Source organism: Citrobacter sp. RHB25-C09 (genome assembly GCF_013836145.1).
Taxonomy (GTDB): domain Bacteria; phylum Pseudomonadota; class Gammaproteobacteria; order Enterobacterales; family Enterobacteriaceae; genus Citrobacter_A.
On sequence record NZ_CP057483.1, the window covers coordinates 2,604,790 to 2,626,369 of the forward strand.

The following is a 21,580-nucleotide window of genomic DNA, read 5'->3' on the forward strand; positions in this document are numbered from 1 at the left end:
ACCGGCCAAAAGAGAGTGTCGTCAGGTTAACATAAAATTGAGCTTACGCGTGTTGAGGGCGAAATGCTTGCACCACGGCGGGATCGAATGACGCATATTCACCGTTTAGCTCGGCACTCAGTTTTGCCATCCAGGTAACCAAAAACGCGGCGTTATACTGCGCCAGTTCACGTCCTCGCGCGGTCTGCATGGTTTCCGGCAGCTTAAGTAATTTGGTTTGAAAATGGTCCAGTGCGAACTGTTTATCATTTAGTACGCGCCGTTGGGCAAACGGATCTTCTGCGTCAAAAAGCGCGACGCCTAACGCACCTGAGACGGCAAATACTCGCGCAAGACCAATAGCACCTAACGCTTCGAGTCTGTCGGCGTCCTGGACAATTTTCGCCTCCAGGGTGACTGGAGCAATGTTGGCGCTAAAACTGTGCGCTTCAATGGCGTGACACACGGCATCCAGGCGTGACGAAGGAAATGCGGGAAAATCGCGCAGGAGAAGAGTGCGGGTTTCAGCGGCAGCCAGAACTGAAGAACGGTGTCGTTCAGGGTGGTTCTTCGGCAGGCTGATAATGTCATGGAAATAACATGCTGTGAGAATGACTAACTCATCAACGGACATCCCTTCGCTGAGTTGCCGCGATGTCGCCCAGACGCGACGAAAGTGGTGGATATCATGCGCAGCGTCCTGTTGATGGTGATGGCTGAGTAGCCACGCTTCAAATTGCCTTTGCCAGTCTTGTAGTTCCACATTGCCTCCGGTGTCGTCAGGAGGGCTACAGTAGCAATTTTTACCGGGTTCTTCACTTCTGTTGACGGCGTGGACGCATGTACCAGGCGATTCCACCGAACATCATTCCCACCAATCTCACCCGCAAAAGCCCACCCAGCCTGTTCTCATCGGAGATTACACGTCGTTTATTTCCAGACTCCTCAAAGGAAACGCCATTTTTGTGATGTGAATCAAATGAAATTATCACTGCATTTTTGTGATTAGAATCACATTTTAGATCAACATAACGCTCAGTTCGACCGCGAATTATATATTTTGCAGATGTTTTAATCCGGAATAATTTTATCCATACGGCGGTAAACCTGTGTTTCAACCAGAAATGTGCGCCTGATATTTAATTTTGAAGTCTGGAATTATTGTTCCCACGAATAATGAGGAACGAACCGCACAGGGTTTATGTTTTTCTTTTTTCATGGCATGATTCTTCCGTTATTAGCCTTTTATTGTCAATTACCCCATTATTTTAACCGGCATTTATGCCGGTTTCTTTTTTATTCAAAGAATAAATCTTTCCCTTCCATTATTAGTGACATACAAATCTTATTTGCTTCACCAATACCTAACCCCCATTTATCACACTCTACTATAAATCCATAATTAACATGAATATTTTACAAGAAATACATAATAATATTAATACAAAAGCGCAAATGGAAACATTTTGAAATCTTTTAAATACATTTGTTACATGTTATTTTTAAAATATTCTGAACTTAATAGAATAGTATCCAAATGTGCTTTTAAAAAAACAAGCACTTATTCATGAAGATTATTATCATAAGGGAATACATAATGAAAAGAAAAGTACTGGCACTACTTGTCCCGGCATTACTCATAGCTGGCGCAGCAAATGCGGCTGAAATGTATAATAAAGATGGAAATAAACTGGATCTGTACGGCAAAGTTGATGCTCGTCATGTTTTCTCTGATGATGCTCATCAGGATGGCGATGCCACCTACGTCCGTCTTGGTTTCAAAGGCGAAACACAGATTAATAGCGATCTGATTGGTTTTGGCCAATGGGAATACAACATTCAGGCAAACGGTTCTGAAAACACGTCTGATTCCGCAACCCGTCTGGGCTTCGCCGGCTTGAAATTTGGCGACTACGGCTCATTCGACTATGGCCGTAACTATGGTGTCGTGTACGACGTTGAAGCCTGGACCGACATGCTGCCGGTATGGGGCGGTGACTCTTATACTTACACCGATAACTTCATGAACGGCCGTACCAACGGTGTTGCAACCTACCGTAACACCGATTTCTTCGGTCTGATTGAAGGTCTGAATTTTGCACTGCAGTATCAGGGCGCAAACGAAAGCGAAAGTAGCCTGTTTGGCCAGGAAGGCACCAACAACGGACGTAATGTTCGCAAACAGAATGGTGACGGTTTTGGTATGTCCACCACTTATGATTTCGGCATGGGCATCAGCGCAGGTGCAGCTTTCTCCGCGTCTGACCGTACCAACGAACAAGAATTCGGTACCACTGCTGGTGGCGAAAAAGCTGAAGTCTGGACCGTGGGTCTGAAATACGATGCTAACGATATCTATCTGGCAGCGATGTATGCAGAAACCCGAAACATGACGCCGGTTGGCAGCAATAGCGAAAGTTTAATCGCAAACAAAACGCAGAACTTTGAAGTCACGGCTCAGTACCAGTTCGATTTCGGTCTGCGTCCGGAAGTTTCTTACATCCAGTCTAAAGGTAAAGACCTGGTAGCAGATATGCCTTTCATGAATGGCAAGTATGATAGCCAGGACCTGGTTAAGTATGTTTCCGTCGGTGCAAACTACTACTTCAACAAAAACTTCTCTACCTACGTTGATTACAAAATCAATCTGTTAGACGAAGACGACGCGTTCTATAACACCGTTGGCATTTCTACTGATGACGTTGTTGGCGTAGGTATGGTTTACCAGTTCTAATCCCCGCTATTCTCAAGCCCGCTTCTTAGCGGGCTTTTTTGTGCCTCAACCCCAGTCACTCTTTAAGCTTATCTCCATTCTCCCGCATCCAGTCCGCAAGTGGTGACAGCGCGTTTTGCAAAGTTAACCCCAGCGGTGTGATCTGATACTCCACGCGTGGAGGGATTTCGGGATAGATAGTGCGCGTGACCAGACCGCGTTGTTCGAATAAGCGCAGTTGCTTTGTCAGTTCCTTTTGAGTGATTGGCGCAGCCGCGCGCAGTAGCTCACCAAAGCGTACCGGGGTGTTTAAAATAATCAGACGATACAGAATCGGTATCGCCCACTTACCCGCGATCAGGTTGACGAAGCGCGTCATCGGACAGGGTTCATGCTGACAATTTTTTTCAGCAACACATTCGGCTATTTCCGCCATCTCACACCTCTCGCCGCATTAGTATCCATTTGGTACCTGGTTTCCTTTAGATACTAACGTTTCTATAGTGCTTTCTCCAGAGACAATTCAGGAGCAGCAAAAATGGGGCGTTTAACTGATAAGTTTACCCTGATTACCGGTGGTACCAGTGGCATTGGTCTGGCAACCGCCCAGGAATTCATCGCCGAAGGGGCGCAGGTTGCCGTTACCGGCCGTAACCCGGAGACACTTGCTGAAGCTCAGCGTCTTTTGGGGGATAAAGCATGGGTCATCGCCACTGACGCCGGGAACGTACAGGCACAGAAGGCGCTGGCGGAGACCATCGCAACACGCTGGCCACGACTGGATGCGGTGTTTATTAACGCGGGAGATGTTTCGCACGGGCCGCTGGATACCTGGGATGAAGCCATGTGGGATCGTCTGATGCAGACCAATCTCAAAGGACCTTTTTTCCTCTTCCAGGCGCTACTGCCGCTATTGCATAACCCTTCTTCCGTTATTCTCTGTGGCTCCGTTAGCGCACACATAGGTCTGCCTGGCAGCAGTGCTTACGCCGCCAGCAAGGCGGGATTGCTCTCCCTTGCCCGCACGCTATCTGGCGAATTTTTATCGCGCGGTATTCGGGTAAATGGATTAAGCCCCGGTCCGGTCGCAACCCCCGCATTCAATAAGCTCGGCCTGAGCGGAGAAGCACAACAGGAATTGCTAAAAGAAATCACTCAGTTAGTACCTATCAGACGCATGGGCACCCCCACAGAACTGGCAAAAGCGGCGCTCTATCTAGCCTCTGATGAGTCAACCTATACGGTAGGCACGGAATTGCTGGTTGACGGCGGTACGGGAAATTTGTAACGCCTCTAACCTGGCGGCACGTCCGTGTCGCCCGGATTCACAATACGATTGAATATGAAGAAAAGAGGAGAAAATGTGACGCAAGAGAGAGTACAGACGTGTCGTTAAGCGTTAAATCTCTATTCGTTGTTACCAACGGGATGTGTGTCACTGACAACAGGAAGGGTAAGTGCTTGAATAGTGGCGGAGAGAGGGGGATTTGAACCCCCGGTAGAGTTGCCCCTACTCCGGTTTTCGAGACCGGTCCGTTCAGCCGCTCCGGCATCTCTCCGTTTTGATGGTTGCCATCATGCCAGGTAATTTGGCATTTTAACAGACCCTGTCCCTTCAATTTCATTCAAGTGACGAGTTTGCGAGCAAAACGATGATTAAGTGGCCCTGGAAAGCACAAGATACCGCGCAAAATGACGCCGCCCTTTGGGAGGAGGCCCTCGCCATTCCTCTTCTGGTGACGCTAACCGCGCAAGAACAAGCCAGATTAGTCGCACTTGCGGAACGATTCTTACAGCAAAAAAGACTTGTCGCTCTGCAAGGCTTTGAACTCGATCCGCTGAAAAGCGCGCGCATCGCCCTGATATTCTGCCTGCCCATACTGGAACTGGGCATCGAATGGCTGGATGGCTTCCATGAGATCCTCATCTACCCCGCTCCCTTTGTCGTTGATGACGAATGGGAAGATGATATTGGTCTGGTTCATAATCAGCGCATCGTGCAGTCCGGTCAGAGTTGGCAACAGGGGCCTGTCGTGCTGAACTGGCTGGATATTCAGGATTCGTTTGATGCCTCCGGCTTTAATCTGATCATCCATGAAGTGGCACATAAACTGGATATGCGTAATGGCGATCGCGCCAGCGGCATTCCGTTAATTCCTCTGCGTGAAGTGGCAAGCTGGGAACATGACCTCCATGCGGCAATGAACAATATTCAGGATGAAATTGACCTTGTCGGTGAAACGGCCTCCAGCATTGATGCCTACGCAGCGAGCGACCCGGCGGAATGCTTTGCCGTGTTGTCGGAGTATTTTTTCAGCGCACCGGAGCTTTTTGCCCCGCGCTTCCCGGCCCTGTGGCAACGTTTTAGTCATTTCTACCGTCAGGATCCGCTTCAGCGCCTGCGCGATAGCCAGGACGAAGACGATCAACCGTCGTCGCAGGTACACTGATTTCTGGTTTTGAAGATTAATTAACCAGTTGAAAAAGCGCGTTAATTTTACTGTTGACACGTAGTAGCGAGGCCAGTATCATGCGCCTCGTTCAAACGATTCCTCTGTAGTTCAGTCGGTAGAACGGCGGACTGTTAATCCGTATGTCACTGGTTCGAGTCCAGTCAGAGGAGCCAAATTTAGAAAAGCCCGCTTTTTAGCGGGCTTTTTGCTTTATATCTGGTAATCAATCGCCACTTCATCTGGCTCCATCACCTGTCGCTTAATGTCCTCAACGGACAGACCCGCGTTGCAGAGTTCAATAAATCGCCAGACGTAGTTGCGCTGCAACTGCCCGCGCTTTAATCCCAGCCAAACGGTATTGGCATCAAACAAATGTCGGGTATCAAGGCGGGTAAGTGTCCCCTCTTCCTGCTCACCGCTGGATTGCTCTGCCACCAGGCCAATACCCAGACCTAATGACACATAAGTTTTAATCACATCTGAATCCTGGGCGCTAAGCACGATATCCGGCACTAAACCCTTGCGGGCAAAGGCTTCATCAATACGCGAACGCCCGGTGATCCCTTGCCGATAGGTGATCAAGGGCCACTGCGCAATCGACTCCAGCGTCAGGGGGGAAGCCTGAGTTAAGGGGTGATCCTGAGGCACAAGCAAACTGTGATACCAACGAAACCAGGGAAACGCCACCAGCAGAGGATCATTACTCAAACGTTCACTGGCGATACCAATATCCGCCCCGCCATTTTGTAGCAACGCCTCTATCTCCTGCGGCGTCCCCTGAATGAGTTCCAGACGCACTTCGGGAAACAGTTCACGGAAAGCTTTTATCACACCTGGCAGGCTGTATCTTGCCTGAGTATGCGTCGTGGCGATGGTGAGTACGCCGGATGTGTCATTTGTAAACAGATCCGCAAGGCGGCGAACATTACTGGCCTCATTCAGAATACGCTCTGCAATGACCAGAAGCGCCTTACCCGGTTCGGTCATGCCAAGCAGACGTTTTCCTCGCCGGATGAATATTTCAATACCCAACTCGTCTTCCAGCTCACGAATATGTCGGCTCACTCCCGACTGTGAGGTATAGAGCATGTTGGCCACTTCCGTCAGGTTGAAATCCTGGCGGGCGGCCTCACGGATAATTTTTAGCTGCTGGAAATTCACTGTTTGCTCCGAGGACATCAGACATTACGCTATTGTTAAAGTCAGAGACTCGGCATAACAAATAATAAAAACCTGCATCTTATTCCATTAGGGAATAACGCTTAACTTGCTTTGGGCAAGTCCCATGGTAGGCTGCCCTGCTCTCGTATGGCCTGTACCGCATACTGCCAATCTCGCCTGTTCGCACTGACCCAGGATAGTTCGCGCATGAAGATAGAGCACTTTTCCCGCTTCCGTCGGCGTTACGCCGCGTTTTGTACGAATCAACAGTTGCTGATTAAGCTCACCTTCCAGAGTAGCAACCTGCTGGCTCAGCGCAGGCTGGGCGATATGCAATACTTCAGCGGCCTGCGTCAGGCTACCAATATCGACAATTTTCACGAAATATTTCAGTCGTCTGAAGTTCATTTTGCCTCCTGTCCGGAATGCCAGTCCCAATGCTGGCGTGAATGTCAGGATAGAATTGCAAGATGCTTGCCAGTTTAAAATAAGTCGGGCGACATATTTAACCCGCTATTAAATAACACAAAATTGTCTACATCTTCGAAGAGCCCTTTGCCTGTGCTTGCCGTTATGCGCCATTACGGGCGATAACGCACCAAAATGGGGCAAAAGCCCCCACAGACCGAAACTTCGCCGCTTTGCTGATTTTGTCAGCAAACGAACGCCTAATCGCATTTCCCCCTTTGACAACCCCAGACGGCGTCGTTAATATTCGCCCCGTTCACACGATTCCTCTGTAGTTCAGTCGGTAGAACGGCGGACTGTTAATCCGTATGTCACTGGTTCGAGTCCAGTCAGAGGAGCCAATTTAAGGGAGGCAGACGTTCACTGACGTCTGCTTCCCGCATTTCTATCAGTTGGTTATCCTTTCTTTCACGTTCACCCTCGTTCACTAAAAACCACTCGAAGCCATATCATTTTGAAGGTAAAAATGCTGGTAATGCTGGTTCGATTTGCCTTTTACCAACAATCGAGGGGGGGGTTCATGTCACTAACTGATATTAAAGCAAAAAATGCAAAACCCCTTGAGAAGGAATATAAGCTAACCGATGGCTTTGGTATGTTCCTCCGTGTTACCCCTAAAGGTTCGAAATACTGGCAAATGGCCTACCGTTTCGAAGGAAAGCAAAAACTCCTCTCTATTGGTGTTTACCCTGCTGTTTCTCTTTCTGACGCAAGACAACGCCTTGATGAGGCCAGAAGGCTTCTTGCTCAGGGTATTGACCCTAATGCAAAGAAACAGGCAGAGGTTAAAGAGCTAAAGGCCAAGCGTGATAAGACACGCTCCTTCGCTATGGTGGCTAAAGCTTGGTTTGCCACAAAAACAAAATGGTCAAAAGATTATGGTGATTCTGTATGGTAGCGTCTTGAAACCTATGTCTTCCCTGCGATTGGTGACAGCGATGTTGCCGAACTGGATACGGGTGACCTGCTGGTTCCAGTGAAAAAGGTTGAGGCACTTGGCTATCTTGAAGTTGCCATGCGCATTCAACAATACATTACGGCGATCCTCCGCCATGCTGTCCAGCAAAAACTGATACGCCATAACCCTGCCTATGATATGGAAGGTGCTGTTCAGAAACCACAGACCGAACATCGTCCCGCGCTGGAACTGGAAGAAATCCCTCAACTACTTAAAAAAATTACCGAATACAAATGTAAGTTGACCTTCCCCCTGAAAACAGTACCAGTCTAAACTGAAGTCTCCGGTCTTTCTTTCACCTCACAGAGAGGCACACTGCCATGAAAAAGACCCGTTATACCGAAGAACAGATTGCGTTTGCGCTGAAACAGGCCGAAACCGGCACCCGCGTCGGGGAAGTCTGCAGAAAGATGGGCATTTCTGAGGCCACTTTTTACAACTGGAAGAAAAAATTTGCCGGTCTGGGTGTGACGGAACTGCGGCGTCTGCGGCAACTGGAGGATGAAAACCAGCGGCTGAAGAAACTGGTGGCTGACCTGAGTCTGGACAAGGAGATGCTGCAGGAGGTACTGAAGCAAAAGTTCTGAGGCCGGCTCAGAAGCGCCAGGCGGTGCATTTCCTGCGTGAGGCATATCGTATCAGCGTCCGTCGGGGATGCGGGTTGCTGATGCAGAGCAGAACTGTCTACCACTGGCAGAGTCGGCGTGACGATCGGGCAATAACCCAGCGCATCAGGGAAATTGCGGAAACACGAATACGCTATGGCTGTCCGCGCATTCACGTCCTGCTGCGACGAGAAGGCTGGCTAATTAACTATAAGAAAACACACCGGATTTACTGTCTGGAAGGCCTGAATCTGCGCAGGAAACGTCCCCGCAGACATATCAGTGCGGCACACCGGCAGCAGCGTCCGACCCTGACGCACATCGATCAGTGCTGGAGTATGGATTTCGTGTCGGATAGTCTGTTTAACGGACGGCGCTTCCGGGCGCTGACTGTAGTGGATAATTTTAGTCGGGAATGTCTGGCGATCCATGCCGGAAAATCATTGAAGGGTGAGGATGTGGTCCGCGTAATGGAAGCGCTGCGGGTGTTGGATAAGCGTCTGCCGGTACGTATACAGACGGATAACGGCAGCGAATTTATCTCGAAGAGTCTGGATAAATGGGCGTATGAACACGGTGTCATGATGGACTTCTCCCGCCCCGGAAAACCGACAGATAACCCGTTTATTGAATCGTTTAACGGCAGCCTGCGTGATGAATGCCTGAACATCCACTGGTTTCTGTCGCTGGAAGATGCGCAGGACAAACTCGACAACTGGCGCAGGGAATACAATCATGAGAGAACGCATTCATCATTAAATGACATGACTCCGGCGGAATTCATCCGAAGTCTCCGGAAAGACGAAGAACTCTGATTTAGCACTGCACTGAATTTGGACCAGGGTCAGAAAGACGAAGAACTCTGATTTAGCACTGCACTGAATTTGGACCAGGGTCAGAAAGACGAAGAACTCTGATTTAGCACTGCACTGAATTTGGACCAGGGTCAGGATCACTGAGCCTGTCCCGGTGCCTGTTTCGTCAAATCGCGGTTTGGAGAGCTGGATAGGGAATGTGACGTCATTGTTTCGGAATGAGAAACAGGTTTTTGATTAACCAATCTTGGCGTTGATCGCTTTCTCAAAGTCGCCTTTTTCACCACATCCCGCCAGAACCAGCGCAGCACCTGCCATGAGTAAGATTTTCTTCATTTTAATATCCCATCAGTGATAAAGAACAGGTTGTTTGTGGCAGGAATGAGAATCGAAGTGACCCTATTCCCAACCGGATCGCACCCGATCCACAAACAGTATGTTTAACCAATTGATAGAATTGAATTATTTTTGATGTTCGTAATATCGTTTAAATCGATCGATAAAAAACAAACAATAGCTACAGCCTATCAAAATAGGCTAAATTAATCGATTAAAGCAATTAAATTATCGATCAATAAACCGTTTTCAATCGATAAAGACTATCAATAATAAATTATCGATCTTTTATATCAATTGATTGATGGTGGTGGTCAACAATGGAACGCCACAGTTGGGGCTTTGGCTGGATGTTCGGCGGGATAAAGAATGAAGCAGCACACAATTAGCAATGTGCTGATTCATCAATTAGCATTTTCTACTTTCACTTCAAATGGCTCAACTCATCACAACTCTTCTTATAACCTTTATCACAGGATACCTTAAACATATTTCTTGCTTTCTGTATGGATTTATTTGCCCCTTGACCATTTTCATACATAACACCTAACTGATACATAGCATCCAGTTGATAATCTTTTCCAAGATTATATATACCTCTATTAGTTAGTGTGGTTGAAAGAACTTGATAGTAATGAAATGATTTTTTAAAATCAATTTTAGGAAAAGACTCATTACTATTATATGAATCGTTGCCATGATAATAAAAATAAGCCATCTTGTATACAGCTTGTAGATTGTGACGTTCTGCTGCTTTTTCTAAATATTTAGATGAACGAAGGGAGTCGGGTTCATGCTGATATTGATAATATTCAAAAAGAGCGTATGACGCGTTTGAATTGCCCTGTTTATCAGACTCAATTAGATATTTAAGTGCCTTATCACGATCAACCTTTACATTATTAGTTCCTCGGAAATAGATATATCCTATTTTATACTGCGCATCTGCATTACCTTCTTGAGCGGCCTTTTTCAGATAGTATATGTATTTTTTCTGATCGTATTCTTGAATTTTATCATAACCACCATACATCAAAGCTAGTTGATAGGATGCATCGGCATTTCCATTATTGGAAAAATTCTCTAATTTCGTTTTGTTTATCTCATGACAATGTCTAAATTCTTCATCTGCATTTTTGAGATCATCATATTCAGCAAAATTATTTTCGAGCATAACCTTTATATTTAACACAGCCTTAAACTCACCTAATTGCGCAGCCTTATGGAATAATTCTTTTGCTAATTTAACATTTTTCCCCTGAACTCCTTTCCCTGTATAATATAACAAACCTAATCCATTTAAAGACTGAGCACTACCTTTTTTGGACGATTCTTCCCATAGTATCTTTGCCTTCTGAAAGTTCTGGGGAAGTCCCTCTCCTGTATAATACATCTTTCCTAAATTATATTGAGCCTCTGCATCACCATGTTCAGCAGCTTGCTGGCATGCTCGTACATCAACTTGGCATCTATCATAAGCCTCGTATCTCTCCTGCTCACTTTGAGCATAGGCCGGAGTACCAATCAGAAATCCTTCTAGAAATATAAAACACAAAAACAGACTTTTTTTCATTATATTTACCTGCCCATAACACAAGAGGGAAAACACTACCCACAAATTATTTTTAGACTAAAAGTAATATTAACCTTGTATTCACAATGATTTTCAAGGTCAATTTCTCTGACATTATTGTATAATCCGCAAGTTAATATCCAAAGTTAAGTGTGTATATTATTTTTTAAACTGTTTATTGCACCATAAGCAGAATGCATCATTTGTATCTTTATCTCCTATTTCTGATTTTGCTTTTATTATAGCAGATGCATCATGAGGTCTTTTTATACCAAGTGAATGGTATAACCAATAAACAAATGAATTATTTATTTTCACTCCATCATCTATTTGTTCAGGCGATAATGAAAAATCATAAACATCACCTAATTGTCCATAACCGATGGCGAGTAATGACAAAAACTCCCTTGCGTTATCAGCAACTACACAGCATAACATCGAACCGGAACCAGAACCCATATGAACAATTCTAAGAGAGTTGCTATCATCCAGCCAAAAGGCAAGTTGAGAACCATCAAATCCACTCTCTGCAAATGATACGAGCCTTGATGAAATTTCCTCTGTAATTTCAGTGAGATCAAACCAATAGTGAATTCCTTTCTGACCTGATGTTGTAAAAGTTATATCTGGATTAATCTCATAATCTGAACTAATCCTTCCATAAGAATAAACTGTAGGGTCCCCCATCATTCCTTTTGGCGTTTCAATAAGGCCATCATGAGATTCAACAAGGCCATTTTCATTTATCCACTGATACAACTGCTCAATTTCCTCTGGAACACTTATATCACATGATAAATTTTCAAATTCTTTTTTTAAATCTAACAATAAGTTATTCATAATAGAAATCTCAAAATACCACAAAGAGCGTTAACACCACGCTTGATAGCGTGGAACATATATCATCTATGTAACATGAGGCTAATTTTTAAAGCCCGACTTTCCATTTTTTTGACGCCATTCTTTGACTTCTTGAACAACACCTTCGGGGCTATCTTCCCGATCTTCTCGTGGATAGTAAATGAGATCTGAGCCATCAGGATGCTCAGTCAATCGTTTAAACTCAAGGATATTTTGGATATCTTCTGCTTCAGTAGTATTATCGACATCAAATATCTTACGAACAAAATCCAAAAACTCTTCCTCTGTATAATCACTAATTTGTTTCATGTTATCCGCCTCTATGAATATCTATATGACGTTTCGGAGTTACTATTCCCATATTATCAATATTATAAACCTCACCACCTTCAATTATTGGTTTAATATGATGAATATCATACTTTATCTTTCCTCCGACCTGCTCACTTTCCCTTGGTGCTGGGGCTTTACCTACCTTGATATTACCGGAGTTGCCCCGTTTAAATTGTCTAGATAAATCAGGATCTTTTGAGACTTCTAACCAAAATGCCTTACGGAACTGGTCAAAGTTACCAAAGGTTCGCCCTCGTAGCTTGTCTGCTATCTGACTTGGAACCGGAGAACCATTCCCCGTGTTAGCATCAGACAACCAAATACCGCTAACCTTCTGGCCTTTACCCGTTACCTGACCGGGATTGTTTCGCAGATATATATATATCGGTGGAATATCCGATATTGGCAGAATAAGAATATAATCTGCAAAATCCTTCTCTTCCGGTGCCGGAGTGGTTGTAGCCTCAATACTGGTATCTTCCGGCATCGGATCAACAACTACCGGGTTCGGTATCCTTACCGGATTCTGGTTTCCTGTATTTGATGGAACATTGACACCTGAACTGTCTGGTGTCCAGATGATGGTAATACGCGGATCTTCCTCTGTGGTGAACGTATACGCTTTTCTGGAGTCATCCCAATCCATTTTGCGCACACGCACCATGTCTTTACCCGGTGGGGTGTGCCAGCCATGAGGAACAGGATTACCTATATCATCCTGTTCCCATGTATAACGCACACGGCTTGGTGCTTCACGCATCTGTTCCAGACGCATCCGGTCAATAAAGTCCTGTTCACCGTCATTCAGCCTGCCGGGCATCATTCCCATCACAACTGCGGCGATGGGAGCACCGGGACCGCTGGCTGCTATTCTTCCAGCTCCGCTTGCTATCTCACCAAGTTTTACCGCCCACGTACCTGACGTAATGGCACTTCCACCAATCAGACCAAGCACACTGGCACCTTCGACAGCCGTCTGAGCATTAGCAGCACTCGTCGCTGCGGCTGTTGCCCGCTGGTATTCGACTTCCTCATGGTTACCGAACCACCATTTATATAGGGCGCTTCGTTTCTTTGGCTCTGGAATATCTTCAGCAGGTTTCTTCTTCTTGGCAGTCTGGGCGTGCTGGACAACATCATTATCTGATGCAGGGTCGGCAGGTGGAACAGCCTGATAAAATGCCATCGCAGCGAAATTGGTATGAGGCTCCTGATCTACTCCGGCATCATTACAACCTTCACCACGAAGGCAGGATTTGGCAAAGACACGATTACGATCACGTTCTTCCGCGAGTTGTTTAGTTCTTTCTTCTTCTGCGGCCTTACGTTCAGCAACCAATGCCGCAAGGGCTGTAATAGAAGGATCCGGGCCTCTGCCAACCCATTGTCCTGCTGGCGCAATAATCCAGTTAGACCCTGAAGGGCAGGCACAGCGCACGATTGAACCATCAACCGCTGCTATTTTTCCATCATTGGTATCACGGGGTTCACCGGATACGATAACCCCTACCTCACCACATTTAGGGCATGGGGTTGTTTTATCCCCAACACGAACAACTCTTCGCCCATGTTCAGTATCATTAGACATTGAGGCGATACATTCAGCACCCGTGGTTGTTTTATCGCCCTCCAGTGCTGTCCCTCGGCCATAACAGTCAGATCGATGACCCATTACGCCACCTCACAGGATGACAGGAAATCCTCCGGCATCTTCTCTCCTTCACGGCCTACAATCATCGGGCCATTGCACAGAGTGCTGATAATCTCATCTCCGTTATCCAGATGACTGTTGACCAGCGCTACACCGCGACCATTTACCTCACTCATTTTACCCGCACCAGTGACAATTTTCGCCGTTCTCCCGTCAGGGTAAACAACCTCATCACCGACTAAAGCAATATTAACTTTCCTGCCGTCTGAAAGTTCGATTTCGTTTCCGTTGTATGCTGCACGAACTGTTCCCCCTTCTCTGGTAAGGCTGCCATCTACAGCAATACGGTATAGGGCATTAACAGGATGCTGGCGGCAATATTCCTGCTGGTCAGAGATTAGCGCCCGTGTTTCATCATTCATTCCGGCCAGTTGTTCCGCCGTAAACGGTGATTGATCCATTGTTGCCAGCACTTCCGGAGTCAGTTCATTGTTGTATTGACGATCCATTTCCTTTTCCTTGTCATGTTTGTGGTTAAGTTGATGTAATACTAACCGATCCGCAATTTGACTTAAAAGCGATGTTTGTCATGAAGTTATAAAAACCAACGACAAAATCAACAATGATGACGTATTCAGCTTAGGGCATTAATGATGTTATCGTTTCTTCACTCATCTGGCCGAGTTCAGAAATTAACCTTCGATAGCTGTTTACCATTTGCTCCCTGTCCAAATCACCGTCGGCTTCTGACAGGAAGTAATAACCGTAATCTTTAATGCAAATGTTTTCACCATTTTCCAGCGTGAGGTTTATTCCTTTTTCATTTTCCTCCATGCTGGTGATCAAACAGGTCATAAAGGGAATGTTTTCTTTCGCTTTAAAGATGTTTATTATTTTTATAGCTTTCATTGTATGCTCCTCCTTATCTTATATAAAAATACCATTTCCTGTTGAAAAAAAATCCAATTTAACTTACCCTTCAGAACAGGTTTACTGCCTGTTTATTACTCTCTTTTGAAAAGATATTTATCTTATGAGCTAACGCTCATGTGCTGCCGCACGGCTACGCCCTGACGCTGATATCCAATGGAATTTAATGGCTAACACATTTTCCATTATTTAATTGCAATATGGAAAGGATCCTTTTACCGAAGATCAGATCCTTTTTCGACATATAGCATTTATTCTTAAGTTTACAGAAAAATAATATCCACAGCAGCACTTCGTGATTGTTTTGGACAATCACATTGCTGAAACAGGGTTCATCCCTGTTAATGATGGATTTATCCATAAAGAATTGCGGCGTAGCCGCGATAACGTAGAGGAAAAACAATTGTATATTTACTAAAAAATCAGCAGCGCTTCGTGATTGTATAAAACAATCACTTGCTGTCCATAACATCAAGTAAAAACAAAGCAGAAAAATAGACGGTGCCATTTAACCGGCACACTCCCCGTTAAGGTTATTAAACATATTATAGTATTAAGGAGGCATAACCTATTATATTTAAAAGAGATTTCACAAAAAAAGTTTCCTGTACGGAAACCAAAGTTTCTTCTGTGGAAACTTTTTTATAGTTAAAACTCCCAGAAAGAAGTGAACGCCATTTCGCAAAAGTGTATTATTTTTCCTTTTTTCACATTTATTTTTGACAAAAACATACCCTGCATTATATAGAATAAACATAATAACAATAAAAGGATAACCGATGAGCATTGATTACAATACAATAATGACCTCCAGCAGTGAAGAAGTGGAAGAATATATAAACAGAAATCATTTTACAGACAAACAGAAACTGGAGATTTACAGTTTTTATAACAGAAACAGAAAAGATAAAATAACCGTAAATGTAAAAAAAGAGAGAAATTCTGACATTCAACCGGGAATAGCCTATGTTCATGCTTTTCTTGATAATCTGGAAAAACTCGGAAAAAAATATGTCTGGTGCAGAATACACAATAATGTTCCGCTTATGTAAACTCATGCAGCATGGAAACCTCATTGCCAGTATATCTCAGTCGGCACTCGCAGAAGAACTTAATATGAGCAAATCTAACGTGTGTAAATGTGGAATAAGCTAATAAATAAAGGCATTCTGGTCAAAGAAGGGAAGCATACCATGCTAAACGCAAATATCCGCCTTTCAAGTTCAGCATAGATTTGTTCTAGGGTGAGGTCTTTCAGTCCATCATATCGGCGTACATCAAACCAAGATAACGCTGTCCTGATTTCACCCATTTCCTTTTGTGTAGTCATTGTTCTACCGGTTGCTTTTGTGTTTCATAAAAATTAACCCATTCAACATGATAGAGAAAGTGGAAAAGAGAGGCGGGTTTTCAAAAATGGTGTGAGAGCAGATAAGTGATCTTAGAGGTACGTGCTTTTGCCTTGACTAAACATGCTTTCTTTAATAAAAAATAACTAATTTTTTTATATCAATTACCTTAAAGAAAATAACGACAACACCATGTTGACAATAAAAGTTAAATTAAATGTGTATAGTTAGATGGTTACGACAACAACCAATTGTTTTTAATTGACATTTTTATCATAAGAAAACAATAATGATGGTAATATGTTGGTAAATAACTGTGTTGTTTTCACAATCCCGTCAATAGAAAGGAGTACAGATGAAGTTCGAGTCCAGTCAGAGGAGCCAAATTTTAGTTTCATTATTTTCCTTTAAGTCCTGTAACATTTAAAAAAACAAGAAGTTATCTTTATTCGGTTATCCTGCCTGGGATTGCCGGGTTTTCTGACATGCATGGTTTTTCGGGGCCTCACGTTTCGTTGAGAAAATGAAGCCCTCACCGATGGCATTAATCGATACTGCTCTCCCAAGCTCAAACCTACCAATAAATCCTTCAAGCTTACCGACAGTTCATCACTGTACCTGCAGATCAAACCCAACGGCTCAAAGCTCTGGTATATGAAGTACCGCATCAATGAAAAAGAGAAAAAGCTGGCTTTCGGCCCCTACCCAGACGTCTCCCCTTTTAAGCACGTCAGCTACGCGATGCCGCCCGCGCCAGAGTACGTTAAGGAGCCGACCCTACCGCGGATAAGAAGATCGCCCGGCAGAAAAAGAAAAACGGACATACCTTTCGCCAGTTCGCCATGAAGTGGCACGGTGCCCACACGAATATGACAGATTTATCACGACTGAGGGATTGCCCACTATTGCGCTAACAGGCAACGCGCGATGGTCAGGTAAGCCTGTACCGCACCGCTATCCTCTAACTGCCGACTGATCAGCATCAGATTGGCCGACAGTTCCGGTGCATCCAGCGGACGGTACACCAGCCCTGGAATAGAAATATTCAGCAACGGCTCCGGCACCAGTGCCAGCCCTTGTCCTGCGGCCGCCAGAGTGAGGACACTTAGGGTGCTGGAAGTACGATGCGCAGTCTGGGGCGCGCGGCCCAGTATTCGGGTGAGCGCCGTGTAAAGCGGCTCATCCGCACTATGACTATCGTAAAAAATGATCGGCTCATCTGCCAGCATATCCACCGTCAGATACGGGCAATCGGCCAGCGGATGATCGTCGGCGATAGCCACCAGACGGTTCCAGACACCGACCGTTTCAGATAACAGTCCCTGGACGTTGAGGAGACTGTGATCCGGCATATAACCAATATCGAGCTGCCCGGAGAGGATCGCATCTGCCAGCAACAGCGGCGCCACTTCACGCGCCACCAGCTCAACATCAGGGTAGGCTTTGCGAAACGCCCGCATATCTTTTGTCAGTTTACCGCTGAACACCGCGTTTCCGGCAAAGCCAACACGCACGCGACCGCTTTCGCCGCGTATCGAGCGCTGCACCGCCAGCCGGGCATTTTCTGCCTGATCCAGCGTGCGCTGGGCTTCCACCTGCAACAACCGTCCGGCTTCCGTCAGCACCACTTTCCGGCTGGTGCGCAGAAACAGCGGACCGCCCAGCTCCTCTTCCAGCGCTTTGATTTGCATACTGAGTGCAGGCGGTACAATATTTAACCGCTCGGCGGCGCGACCAAAATGCCCCTCCTCTGCGACGGCGAGAAAATAGCGCAGGTGACGCAGTTCCATATACAGCCCTCATCATTCATTTAAACTGAATAATTGGTCAGTTTCATCTACTGGATTTTATCTTTAATCGCGATCAAACTGAAGTTCCCTTTAATTATGAGCTGACACGCCATGCATACTTATCTGGAAGATCGTCAACAAATTACCGACCTGCTTACGGGATGGATCCATCGCGATCTTGGCGAGTGGGAGCAACTACGCGAGCTGTTCCACCCAGATGGCACTATTGAGATCACCTGGTTTGAAGGTCTGTCCAGCGATTTTGTCGACGGCTCGATACGCATGGGCGCATCAGACGCGCGCACCAAACACCTGATCGGTACGCCGGTCGTCACCTTCAATGCCGACGCTACCAAAGCGATTGTCGAAACTAACGCGATGATCATCGCTGAAAACGTGAAGCTGAATATCGGCTGCACCACCCACAACCGCTTTTACGACATGGCGGAAAAACGTAACGGCGTCTGGAAGCTGCTCCACCGCCAGAGTATTTACGATATGGGCAGCTTTACCTTTCCGCTCGGCATGGTCGATATCGATCAAGAGACGCTGAAAAAGTACCCGCGTGAATACGCAGCGCTGGCCTATCTGCTGGATAAAAGCGGCTTCCCGGTTAATCGCATCTTCGCGACCCGCGGCAGCGATCTTGAGAAGCAAATGAAGGAAGCAAGCCAGCGCTGGCTGGTGGCCTGACGCTTCAGCTGAGCGATGCCGCGAGTCGATCGTTTTGCCACTGAATAACGTCATATTTTGCTTTAATCAGAGAAATAAAGAGAAGATCGCCCACGGCAACGCCGAAAAACCATTTAACCAAAGCGAAGAACACGCATGAAAGCTGGATATATACGCCAAAACCTGACGGCCCTTTTACTCGCCACATCGCTGCTGCCCACTGCCGCGTCGGCGGCCCAGACGCTTATCTACAGCGATCATGAGCCATTGGGAGGCATGCGTACCCGTTTTATTAACGACGTATTTTTCCCGGCAATTGAAAAAGAGTCGCTGGGCCGCCTGAAGATCGACGCACACTGGGGTGGCGAGCTTAACACCAGCTACGAGGCGTTAGGCAAGGTCAGCAAGGGCGAAGTTGATATGGCAACCGTTGTGCCGGAGTACAACGCCGAGCAGCTGCCGCTGCATCAGATTTTCAAAAGCTTTCCTGTCGGCCCTACCGATGCGCAACAGGTTGCATTTTTCCGCCGCGTCTACGCCGATATCCCAGCCTTCCCGGCAGAGTTGAAGAAAAATAATGTGGTGAGCGTTTTTCTGGAAACCGGCTATCCGCTGGCCTTTTTCAGCAGCAAAGTCATGCCAGATCTGGGAAAAATTAAGGGGGGTACATGGCGTTCAGCCAGCTTCTGGCATCGCGATTTTCTGCAAAACGCGGGCGCGAAACCAGTGACCATGCCCTGGGGCGAGCCAACCTATCACGCGCTGAAAACCGGCGCGATTGACGGCATGATGCTGAACGTTGACAGCGGTTACGATCTGAAAGCATATCAGTTCGCGTCCAACGTGCTGATCTCCAAAGATTTGTGGCTGGGGCATCTTTACATTCTGGCAATGAACGAAAAAACCTGGGATAAGCTATCTCCGGAGGACCAGGCGGCGATCCTGCGTGCGGCACAAACCGCGTATAAGTCCCTGGGCGCGGTGATGAACCAGAGCTTTAACACCCAGATAGACGATTTGCGTAACGTCGGTGCCACGGTGCGTATCCTGAAACAGGAAGAAGTTGCTCAGTGGCAAAGCACCACCCACTACCAGGCCGCACAGGCGAAGTGGGTAAAAGAACAGGAAGCCAAAGGCGTGAACGATGCGGGAACGGTGATGAAGCAGGTTAACGCCATTATGGATAACGCCATGCATCAGAAGACGCACTAAAAGGGATAAGCCCCCTGCGCAGGCGGTCGAGGAAGTATTCTGAATTCCAGGAGAGAGGTCATGATAAAAACACTGCCCCGATTGCTGTTGCTCACTTTCCTTATCGCATCCAGATACGCGCTGGCGGCAACGTCCACTGAGATCAAACAACCGCAGGCACCCGTTACCGCCATCACCCCGATTAATGTGTCGCCAGGCGATAGCGACAGCGCGGTTAACGCGTGGAATTCACGCACAGCCAGCCTGACGAAAGCACCCGGTTTTATCAGCGCCACCCTGTATCAGTCGGTTTTGCCCGGGAGTCCCTGGCCGCTGATCGAAATCGTGCAATGGCAATCATATACCACCTGGACAAAAGCCCATGACAATCCGGGTCGCAACAGCCTGACCGGGTTCTACCGCCCGGCGGTCGCCTATTTCAATTTAGCTGCCCGTCATGAGAGCCAACTCCCTGAAGCGCTGCTGAACAGGGTCAAAAAAGATCCCGCATTCAGCCATCCCGAATCGCCTTTTGTTTTTATCAACCTGATGGAGATGGCGCCAGAAGACGCGACGACGTTTATTGCCGACTGGAAAATCCGCTCGCAGTTGACCCGTCAGCAGGCTGGTTCCATGAACGCCACGCTCTACAGGGCGGTGCTGCCGGACGAGCGTTATTCGATTATCAACGTCAGCCAGTGGCAATCCTATAATGCGTTTGTGGATGCCCAGAACGATCCGACGTACTCCCGACAGTTGCAAAACAACCTGAACCAGACCAGCAGCATCAAACTAATTCGCGGCTTTTTCCGCCCGGTGGCTTATCAGATTCAGACCTACGATTAACACAATATCTCCGCTTATTCGCGAAAAGGAAACAATATGCAGACAACGACATTAGGCAACAACGGGCCTCGTGTCTCCAGGCTGGGATTTGGCGTCATGCAGATGGCGATAAAAAAACCGCACAACGACCAGGAGAGCATCGCCGCAATTCAGGCGGGGCTGGACGCGGGCATCAATTTATCGATGTCGCAGATTTTTATGGTATGGGGCGAGGCGAATATCTGGTTGGCCAGGCAATTAAAGGGCGCAGGGATCAGGCGTTTCTCAGTGTAAAATGCGGCGCTATGTTCTCGCCGACTGGCGCATTTTCGGCGTCGATGGCCGCCCGGAGGCGATAAAGAATTTTGCCTCTTACTCCCTGCAACGCCTGGGCGTGGAAGTTATTGACCTCTATCAACCGTGTCGCGCCGATCCAAACGTGCCTTATGAAGAAAGCATCGGCGCGATTGCTGACCTCATTAAAGAGGGCAAGGTTCGCCATCTTGGCGTTTCCGAAGTCGGCGCTGATCTGCTGCGTCGCGCAGTGAGGATATCGTTCCAGTGCTGGGGATGAGTCGCCCCGAACGCGTGGAGGAAAACCTTCAGGCGCTGGCTATTTCGCTGACGGCTGATGAGCTGGCGACACAGGATAGCGCTTTTGCGCCCGACGCCATTATCGGCGATCGTTATCCGGCAATGGTAATGAAGCTGGCTGCGCGGTAAATCCCACGCCATTGAGAAAAGAAGTAAGCGTAGAGGACCGTCTCTCCGTCGAGAAGCGTTCTGTGTGCTTACATATTCTGATTCAGCAAGCTGTCGCAGCTTAATCCCCTGGACAAATCTCATCTACAGCCAGAGGAGCCAAATTTAGAAAAGCCCGCTTTTTAGCGGGCTTTTTGCTTTTCTGTTTTCAGGAC

General features: G+C 46.8%; 20 protein-coding genes, 3 tRNA genes and 6 pseudogenes. 15 read left to right on the top strand and 14 right to left on the bottom strand.

The features are described from left to right. Positions 1–43 precede the first annotated feature (43 nt). Positions 44–742, bottom strand: a complete 699-nt coding sequence (locus HVY19_RS12170; protein ID WP_181680852.1) for a phosphohydrolase — start codon at positions 740–742, stop codon at positions 44–46. Positions 743–1,576: 834 nt separating this feature from the next. Between HVY19_RS12170 and ompC the strand changes: the two genes are divergently transcribed. Continuing rightward, positions 1,577–2,713, top strand: a complete 1,137-nt coding sequence (gene ompC / locus HVY19_RS12175) for a porin OmpC (protein WP_181680853.1) — start codon at positions 1,577–1,579, stop codon at positions 2,711–2,713. A 55-nt stretch (positions 2,714–2,768) separates the two neighbouring features. On the opposite strand, the gene HVY19_RS12180 is transcribed toward ompC, so the two are convergent. Then, the gene (locus tag HVY19_RS12180) at positions 2,769–3,128 is read right to left on the bottom strand and encodes a helix-turn-helix domain-containing protein (RefSeq protein WP_181680854.1); all 360 of its coding nucleotides are present in this window, start codon (positions 3,126–3,128) and stop codon (positions 2,769–2,771) included. Positions 3,129–3,230: 102 nt separating this feature from the next. Here HVY19_RS12180 and HVY19_RS12185 point away from each other — a divergent pair, with 102 nt between their 5' ends. Continuing rightward, positions 3,231–3,980, top strand: coding sequence for an SDR family oxidoreductase (locus tag HVY19_RS12185; RefSeq protein ID WP_181680855.1), 750 nt, complete (start codon positions 3,231–3,233; stop codon positions 3,978–3,980). A 181-nt stretch (positions 3,981–4,161) separates the two neighbouring features. Here HVY19_RS12185 and HVY19_RS12190 read toward each other — a convergent pair. Further along, a tRNA-Ser gene (locus HVY19_RS12190) sits at positions 4,162–4,251 on the bottom strand. 93 nt (positions 4,252–4,344) lie between these two features. Between HVY19_RS12190 and mtfA the strand changes: the two genes are divergently transcribed. Both mtfA and HVY19_RS12200 read left to right on the top strand, forming a co-directional pair. Continuing rightward, on the top strand, positions 4,345–5,142 hold the full coding sequence (gene mtfA / locus HVY19_RS12195) for a DgsA anti-repressor MtfA (protein WP_181680856.1): 798 nt from the start codon (positions 4,345–4,347) through the stop codon (positions 5,140–5,142). A 100-nt stretch (positions 5,143–5,242) separates the two neighbouring features. Further along, positions 5,243–5,318 (top strand) — tRNA-Asn (locus tag HVY19_RS12200). A 37-nt stretch (positions 5,319–5,355) separates the two neighbouring features. Here HVY19_RS12200 and cbl read toward each other — a convergent pair. Continuing rightward, positions 5,356–6,306: an HTH-type transcriptional regulator Cbl gene (gene cbl, locus HVY19_RS12205; RefSeq protein ID WP_181680857.1), complete on the bottom strand. Its 951-nt coding sequence runs from the start codon at positions 6,304–6,306 to the stop codon at positions 5,356–5,358. A gap of 114 nt (positions 6,307–6,420) precedes the next feature. Further along, positions 6,421–6,714 (bottom strand): annotated as a pseudogene (locus HVY19_RS12210) (LysR family transcriptional regulator); the annotation flags it as partial. Between the two features lie 325 nt (positions 6,715–7,039). On the opposite strand from HVY19_RS12210, the gene HVY19_RS12215 reads away from it, so the two are divergent. The 3 genes and pseudogenes from HVY19_RS12215 to HVY19_RS12225 all read left to right on the top strand — a co-directional run bounded on the left by HVY19_RS12215 (position 7,040) and on the right by HVY19_RS12225 (position 9,152). Further along, positions 7,040–7,115: transfer RNA gene (locus tag HVY19_RS12215), tRNA-Asn, on the top strand. Between the two features lie 179 nt (positions 7,116–7,294). Further along, positions 7,295–7,966, top strand: a pseudogene (locus tag HVY19_RS12220) (integrase arm-type DNA-binding domain-containing protein); the annotation flags it as partial. Positions 7,967–8,052: 86 nt separating this feature from the next. Continuing rightward, a protein-coding gene (locus HVY19_RS12225; RefSeq protein ID WP_181680858.1) for an IS3 family transposase occupies positions 8,053–9,152 on the top strand; the annotation gives its coding sequence in 2 pieces (ribosomal slippage) (positions 8,053–8,308 and positions 8,308–9,152; 1,101 coding nt in all). Between the two features lie 132 nt (positions 9,153–9,284). Here the strand turns inward: HVY19_RS12225 and HVY19_RS12230 are convergent. From HVY19_RS12230 to HVY19_RS12260, 7 genes and pseudogenes are all read right to left on the bottom strand, one after another. Further along, positions 9,285–9,488: pseudogene (locus tag HVY19_RS12230) on the bottom strand (lipoprotein); the annotation flags it as partial. Positions 9,489–9,912: 424 nt separating this feature from the next. Then, on the bottom strand, positions 9,913–11,061 hold the full coding sequence (locus HVY19_RS12235) for an SEL1-like repeat protein (RefSeq protein WP_181680859.1): 1,149 nt from the start codon (positions 11,059–11,061) through the stop codon (positions 9,913–9,915). 159 nt (positions 11,062–11,220) lie between these two features. After that, on the bottom strand, positions 11,221–11,901 hold the full coding sequence (locus HVY19_RS12240) for a hypothetical protein (RefSeq protein ID WP_249419075.1): 681 nt from the start codon (positions 11,899–11,901) through the stop codon (positions 11,221–11,223). 81 nt (positions 11,902–11,982) lie between these two features. Beyond that, positions 11,983–12,231 (bottom strand): bacteriocin immunity protein, encoded by a 249-nt coding sequence (locus HVY19_RS12245; RefSeq protein WP_181680860.1) that lies wholly within the window; start codon positions 12,229–12,231, stop codon positions 11,983–11,985. Between the two features lies 1 nt (position 12,232). Beyond that, positions 12,233–13,843 (bottom strand): S-type pyocin domain-containing protein, encoded by a 1,611-nt coding sequence (locus HVY19_RS12250; RefSeq protein ID WP_249419076.1) that lies wholly within the window; start codon positions 13,841–13,843, stop codon positions 12,233–12,235. Between the two features lie 83 nt (positions 13,844–13,926). Beyond that, complete coding sequence (locus HVY19_RS12255; protein ID WP_181680862.1) at positions 13,927–14,415, bottom strand: PAAR domain-containing protein; 489 nt, start codon at positions 14,413–14,415, stop codon at positions 13,927–13,929. 130 nt (positions 14,416–14,545) lie between these two features. Next, positions 14,546–14,815: a hypothetical protein gene (locus HVY19_RS12260; protein ID WP_086579190.1), complete on the bottom strand. Its 270-nt coding sequence runs from the start codon at positions 14,813–14,815 to the stop codon at positions 14,546–14,548. 800 nt (positions 14,816–15,615) lie between these two features. Here HVY19_RS12260 and HVY19_RS20780 point away from each other — a divergent pair. After that, positions 15,616–16,047: pseudogene (locus HVY19_RS20780) on the top strand (helix-turn-helix domain-containing protein); the annotation flags it as partial. Here HVY19_RS20780 and HVY19_RS20695 read toward each other — a convergent pair. Continuing rightward, a pseudogene (locus HVY19_RS20695) lies at positions 16,035–16,166 on the bottom strand (DUF6387 family protein); the annotation flags it as partial. The pseudogenes HVY19_RS20780 and HVY19_RS20695 overlap by 13 nt on opposite strands. Before the next feature lie 542 nt (positions 16,167–16,708). On the opposite strand from HVY19_RS20695, the pseudogene HVY19_RS20785 reads away from it, so the two are divergent. Then, positions 16,709–17,039 (top strand): annotated as a pseudogene (locus HVY19_RS20785) (Arm DNA-binding domain-containing protein); the annotation flags it as partial. 48 nt (positions 17,040–17,087) lie between these two features. On the opposite strand, the gene HVY19_RS12275 reads toward HVY19_RS20785, so the two are convergent. Further along, positions 17,088–17,975 carry a LysR substrate-binding domain-containing protein gene (locus HVY19_RS12275; RefSeq protein WP_181680864.1) on the bottom strand — a complete coding sequence of 296 codons (888 nt, stop codon included), beginning with the start codon at positions 17,973–17,975 and terminating at the stop codon, positions 17,088–17,090. A 111-nt stretch (positions 17,976–18,086) separates the two neighbouring features. On the opposite strand from HVY19_RS12275, the gene HVY19_RS12280 reads away from it, so the two are divergent. The 6 genes from HVY19_RS12280 (at position 18,087) to HVY19_RS20800 (ending at position 21,386) form a co-directional block, all read left to right on the top strand. Beyond that, positions 18,087–18,668, top strand: a complete 582-nt coding sequence (locus HVY19_RS12280) for a nuclear transport factor 2 family protein (protein ID WP_181680865.1) — start codon at positions 18,087–18,089, stop codon at positions 18,666–18,668. Positions 18,669–18,803: 135 nt separating this feature from the next. Further along, positions 18,804–19,859: a TRAP transporter substrate-binding protein DctP gene (gene dctP, locus HVY19_RS12285; RefSeq protein ID WP_181680866.1), complete on the top strand. Its 1,056-nt coding sequence runs from the start codon at positions 18,804–18,806 to the stop codon at positions 19,857–19,859. 60 nt (positions 19,860–19,919) lie between these two features. Continuing rightward, entirely contained in the window at positions 19,920–20,684 is a 765-nt protein-coding gene (locus tag HVY19_RS12290) for an antibiotic biosynthesis monooxygenase (protein ID WP_181680867.1), read from the top strand. A 203-nt stretch (positions 20,685–20,887) separates the two neighbouring features. Next, positions 20,888–21,022 carry a hypothetical protein gene (locus tag HVY19_RS20860; protein WP_256435863.1) on the top strand — a complete coding sequence of 45 codons (135 nt, stop codon included), beginning with the start codon at positions 20,888–20,890 and terminating at the stop codon, positions 21,020–21,022. Next, entirely contained in the window at positions 20,959–21,237 is a 279-nt protein-coding gene (locus HVY19_RS20795; protein WP_256435864.1) for an aldo/keto reductase, read from the top strand. Before HVY19_RS20860 ends, HVY19_RS20795 begins: the two co-directional genes overlap by 64 nt. Then, positions 21,234–21,386, top strand: coding sequence for a hypothetical protein (locus tag HVY19_RS20800; protein ID WP_249419078.1), 153 nt, complete (start codon positions 21,234–21,236; stop codon positions 21,384–21,386). Before HVY19_RS20795 ends, HVY19_RS20800 begins: the two co-directional genes overlap by 4 nt. The last annotated feature ends 194 nt before the right edge of the window (positions 21,387–21,580 follow it).

What these genes read in the sequence shown, in the direction of transcription:
- HVY19_RS20800 (WP_249419078.1), top strand. Translation starts at nt 21,234, where the DNA reads ATGAGTCGCCCCGAACGCGTGGAGGAAAACCTTCAGGCGCTGGCTATT.
- HVY19_RS12250 (WP_249419076.1), bottom strand. Translation starts at nt 13,843, where the DNA reads ATGTCTAATGATACTGAACATGGGCGAAGAGTTGTTCGTGTTGGGGAT.
- HVY19_RS12185 (WP_181680855.1), top strand. Translation starts at nt 3,231, where the DNA reads ATGGGGCGTTTAACTGATAAGTTTACCCTGATTACCGGTGGTACCAGT.
- HVY19_RS12180 (WP_181680854.1), bottom strand. Translation starts at nt 3,128, where the DNA reads ATGGCGGAAATAGCCGAATGTGTTGCTGAAAAAAATTGTCAGCATGAA.
- HVY19_RS20860 (WP_256435863.1), top strand. Translation starts at nt 20,888, where the DNA reads ATGGGGCGAGGCGAATATCTGGTTGGCCAGGCAATTAAAGGGCGCAGG.
- mtfA (WP_181680856.1), top strand. Translation starts at nt 4,345, where the DNA reads ATGATTAAGTGGCCCTGGAAAGCACAAGATACCGCGCAAAATGACGCC.
- ompC (WP_181680853.1), top strand. Translation starts at nt 1,577, where the DNA reads ATGAAAAGAAAAGTACTGGCACTACTTGTCCCGGCATTACTCATAGCT.
- HVY19_RS12235 (WP_181680859.1), bottom strand. Translation starts at nt 11,061, where the DNA reads ATGAAAAAAAGTCTGTTTTTGTGTTTTATATTTCTAGAAGGATTTCTG.
- HVY19_RS12260 (WP_086579190.1), bottom strand. Translation starts at nt 14,815, where the DNA reads ATGAAAGCTATAAAAATAATAAACATCTTTAAAGCGAAAGAAAACATT.
- HVY19_RS12290 (WP_181680867.1), top strand. Translation starts at nt 19,920, where the DNA reads ATGATAAAAACACTGCCCCGATTGCTGTTGCTCACTTTCCTTATCGCA.
- HVY19_RS12240 (WP_249419075.1), bottom strand. Translation starts at nt 11,901, where the DNA reads ATGAATAACTTATTGTTAGATTTAAAAAAAGAATTTGAAAATTTATCA.
- HVY19_RS12275 (WP_181680864.1), bottom strand. Translation starts at nt 17,975, where the DNA reads ATGGAACTGCGTCACCTGCGCTATTTTCTCGCCGTCGCAGAGGAGGGG.
- HVY19_RS20795 (WP_256435864.1), top strand. Translation starts at nt 20,959, where the DNA reads ATGCGGCGCTATGTTCTCGCCGACTGGCGCATTTTCGGCGTCGATGGC.
- HVY19_RS12255 (WP_181680862.1), bottom strand. Translation starts at nt 14,415, where the DNA reads ATGGATCGTCAATACAACAATGAACTGACTCCGGAAGTGCTGGCAACA.
- HVY19_RS12280 (WP_181680865.1), top strand. Translation starts at nt 18,087, where the DNA reads ATGCATACTTATCTGGAAGATCGTCAACAAATTACCGACCTGCTTACG.
- HVY19_RS12245 (WP_181680860.1), bottom strand. Translation starts at nt 12,231, where the DNA reads ATGAAACAAATTAGTGATTATACAGAGGAAGAGTTTTTGGATTTTGTT.
- dctP (WP_181680866.1), top strand. Translation starts at nt 18,804, where the DNA reads ATGAAAGCTGGATATATACGCCAAAACCTGACGGCCCTTTTACTCGCC.